At 72.0% G+C, this 3,835-nt stretch carries 1 protein-coding gene and 1 pseudogene; both read right to left on the bottom strand.

Annotated features, from left to right (window positions below; all coding sequences use genetic code 11):
• On the bottom strand, positions 1-2,966 hold a 2,966-nt coding region (locus H8R02_RS29890; RefSeq protein ID WP_187085661.1), incomplete at its 3' end, for a two-partner secretion domain-containing protein.
• Positions 2,967-2,987: 21 nt separating this feature from the next.
• Positions 2,988-3,835 (bottom strand): annotated as a pseudogene (locus H8R02_RS29885) (hypothetical protein); the annotation flags it as partial.

Below are 3,835 nucleotides of genomic sequence, written 5' to 3'. Positions count from 1 at the left end.
GGCGTCGGCGCAGGCGTCGGCGCAGGCGTCGGTGCGGGCGTCGGCGCAGGCGTCGGTGCAGGGGTCGGCGCAGGCGTCGGTGCGGGTGTCGGTGCAGGCGTCGGTGCAGGCGTCGGTGCAGGCGTCGGTGCAGGCGTCGGTGCAGGCGTCGGAGCAGGCGTCGGAGCGGGCGTTGGAGCGGGCGTTGGAGCGGGCGTCGGTGCAGGCGTCGGTGCAGGCGTCGGTGCAGGCGTCGGAGCAGGCGTCGGAGCGGGCGTTGGAGCGGGCGTTGGAGCGGGCGTCGGTGCAGGCGTCGGTGCGGGTGTCGGTGCAGGCGTCGGCGCGGGCGTCGGAGCAGGCGTTGGTGCGGGCGTCGGAGCAGGTGTCGGTGCAGGTGTCGGTGCAGGTGTCGGTGCAGGCGTCGGAGCAGGCGTCGGAGCAGGCGTCGGAGCAGGCGTCGGCGCAGGAGTCGGCGCAGGCGTCGGTGCAGGCGTCGGTGCAGGCGTCGGTGCAGGCGTCGGTGCAGGCGTCGGCGCAGGCGTCGGCGCAGGCTTCGCGAGAACCATCTGCGTCGGCGAATACTGGAACGTGAACCCGGGGAAGTCGCCCAACGACGTCCGCGTGAACGTGCCGCTCATCCCGCCGCCCGCCTGCACGAACGCATACTGGTCCGTCGGCGACGGCGTGTAGCCACCATGCGCATGCGCATCGAAGTCGCCCGCGATCTGCGCCGTGCCGGTGACCAGCACGCGGTCGTAGCTCGTCGCGCCCCACACATCCGGATGCACCTTGGATGTCGAGCCCAGCACCAGGTTGCCCACGACGCGGATGTCGCCGCCGGGCCCGGTGCTGGTCCCGGGCTTGAGCTCGCCGTTCGACGTGAACGTGCCCCCGTTGAGGACGATCGTCCCGACCCCTTCGACCTTCCCGCCCGATGCGGTCGTCAGGCTGCCACCCGAAGAAGAGAACGTCGCCGGCGCCGCGAGCCGCAGCGTGCCCGTGTTCTGTATGTTGGCGCCTGACGAGGCGGTCACGTTCGCAGCGAGCGTCAGGGTGCCTGCGATGTTGATCGCGGAAGCCGAGACCGTCGCCGCCGAGCGGATGCCCTGGTTGCCGCTGAAATCGACGCTGCCGCCCGTCGACGAGAACGTGAGCGCTCCCGAGGTCGTGACGATCGATGTGTCCTTGACCCGCAGCGACGCCGCCGACGAAATCGTCACGTCGCCGCCGCCGGAGTTCAGCGTCGTGCCGTCGAGCGCCACGCCGTAGCCGGAAGCCGGGTTGCCCCGCAGCGTGATCGCGCCATTGCTCGACGAGAGCGATGCGCTGCCCAGCGACACCTGCGCCGCCGCGGCTTCGAGCCGGATGCCGCCGCCCTGCGTCTGGATGTCGTCGGTGGCGATGTTCTGGCCGGCCGATGCCGTGAGCATCTCCACCTTGCCGCTGCCCTGCGTGCGGATCGGCATGCCGCGCGTGTCGATGCCGCCCGCAGGCCCGGTCACGGTCTGCAGCCGCAGGTCCACGTTCGGGTTCAGCCGCAGCATGCCGTTGCTGAAGGTGCCCGACACGCCGATCTGCTGCGTCGCCTGGATGTCGATGTTGGCGTTCAGGCCTTCCAGCTCGCTCTGGTAGATCGTGTAGCTGCTCGGGCCGAGCGCGGAAAGCACCTGGCCGAGGTTGCCGAGCAGGTCGCCGAAGCTGCTGGACGACAGGTTGCCGTCGCTGCCGTCGCCGGTGCCACCGCGGATCGTGACGGTTGCGGGGTCGAGCAGCAGCTTGCCGGAGGCGCCGGTGTCGCTGCCGAGGTCCGCCTTGCCGCGGAAGATGAGTTGCCGGCGGCCGGACACCTCGGCCGACCCGCCCATCGCGCCGCCCGCGCCGCGCGAGGAGATCGCGCCACGGAAGCGCGTGATGTCGTCGCTCCACACCACCACGTCGCCGCCGATGCCGGAGAGCTTCGCGTCGGCCTTGAGCTGCACGCCCGGCTCGACGTCCACCCACTGCGCGTTGCGGATGCGCGCGTCGTTGCCCTGGAAGCCGCCGCCGACGAGGATCTCGCCTCGCCCATGCAGGTGGCTCACGTCGAGTGTGGCGCTGGCCTTCAGCACGAGCTGCTCGCCCGTGACGTGGATCGCGCCGCCTTGATCGGGGCGCGATGCGACGATGCTGCCCGACACCTCCGCCGACTTCGCGGCCTCCAGCACCACCTTGCCGCCTTCCACCTTCGCGCTGGTGGCCTGGATCACGCCGCTGTGGCGCAGTTGGCTCGCGAAGATCGCGACCGAGTCGCCGCGCAGGGTGCCGAGGTTCACCGCGCGATCTTGCGGCGCTCGTACCTCGAGGCGGATGCCCTCGATGCCGCGGCCGGTGATCTCGACCTTCTGGCCGGCGGCGAGCACGGTGTCGCCGTTGACGGCTTCGACGATCGCTTGCGGGCCGGTCGAGATGTCGGGGGCGATGAGGACGACGTCGCCTTTGCGCGCGACGATCTTGCCGTCGACCTGCAGTGCGCCGGCCGATGCCGACAGGTCGCCGAACCGCATGCGGCCGGCGATGGCATCCGAGCGCGACATCGAGAGCGTCGACGCGGTGAATCCTGCGGTGTCCACGCTCGCGTTCGCACCGAACGCGATGCCCGCGGGGTTGACGAGCACGAGGCGGCCGTTGGAACCCAGGTTGCCGAACACCTCGCTGCGCGTGCCGCCAAGCACGCGGTTGATCGACGTGCTCACCGCATTCGGCTGCGCGAACCACACGCTCGTGCCGCCCGGCACGCTGAAGCTGCGCCAGTCGATGGCCGAGTGTTGCGTGCCGGGGCCGTTGGTGGTCGTGACGACCGTGCGCGGGCCTTGCTGCGTGACGTTCGCCGTGCCGTGGATGGCCGTGGCGCCGATGGGTTGCGCGACCACGCTGCCGCCGAAGCAGCCGGCCATGGCGACGCACAGCGTGCGCTGGCCGAAGCGGAGGAGTTTGTGTTGGGGCCGCATGTCGGGTACTTCGCTGCCGGTTCAGCGCGGCTTGGCGCAACCGTTGTCGTCGCCCGCACGACACTTCTCGGCGTCGTCGAACAGCGAGTCGGTGTCCTGGGGCGGCGGCAACACGACGCCGGCCGGGCCGCCCATGCGGCGCGTGGTCGGTACGTTCACCAGGCCACCGCCCGTGATGGTGGTGACCGGGGCCGCGCGGACGGTGACCGGCACGGCGGCTTCGGGGGTGCAGCGCATTTCGCTCGGTGCTGCGGGCTTGTCGATGGCGGCCACTTCGGTCTTGAGGGTGGGTGCGTTGAGGACGGTGTTCTCCAGGTCGCGCACGAGCAGGGACACGAACTGCGGTGTTGCCTGCGGTGCCGCATCCGTCGCGGTGTCGATGACCGGGATCGACGGGACGGGTGCTGATGTGACGGGCGCAGCGGTGGGTGCGGGTGTCGGTGCGGGTGTGGGTGCGGGTGTGGGTGCGGGCGTCGGTGCGGGCGTCGGTGCGGGTGTCGGTGCCGGCGTCGGGGCGGGCGTAGGCGCAGGCGTCGGTGCAGGCGTCGGTGCAGGCGTCGGTGCAGGCGTCGGAGCAGGCGTTGGCGCAGGCGTTGGCGCAGGCGTTGGCGCAGGCGTCGGTGCAGGCGTCGGCGCAGGCGTCGGTGCAGGCGTCGGCGCGGGAGTCGGCGCAGGCGTCGGTGCAGGCGTCGGTGCAGGCGTCGGCGCGGGAGTCGGCGCAGGCGTTGGTGCGGGCGTTGGCGCAGGAGTCGGTGCGGGTGTCGGTGCGGGCGTCGGCGCGGGCGTCGGAGCAGGCGTCGGAGCAGGCGTTGGAGCGGGCGTCGGAGCAGGCGTTGGAGCGGGCGTCGGAGCGGGCGTCGGAGGGGGCG

The sequence above is a fragment of the Ramlibacter albus genome (assembly GCF_014297445.1).
In the GTDB taxonomy this organism is placed as follows: domain Bacteria; phylum Pseudomonadota; class Gammaproteobacteria; order Burkholderiales; family Burkholderiaceae_C; genus Ramlibacter; species Ramlibacter albus.
This window is presented reverse-complemented; position numbering and strand designations above follow the sequence as displayed.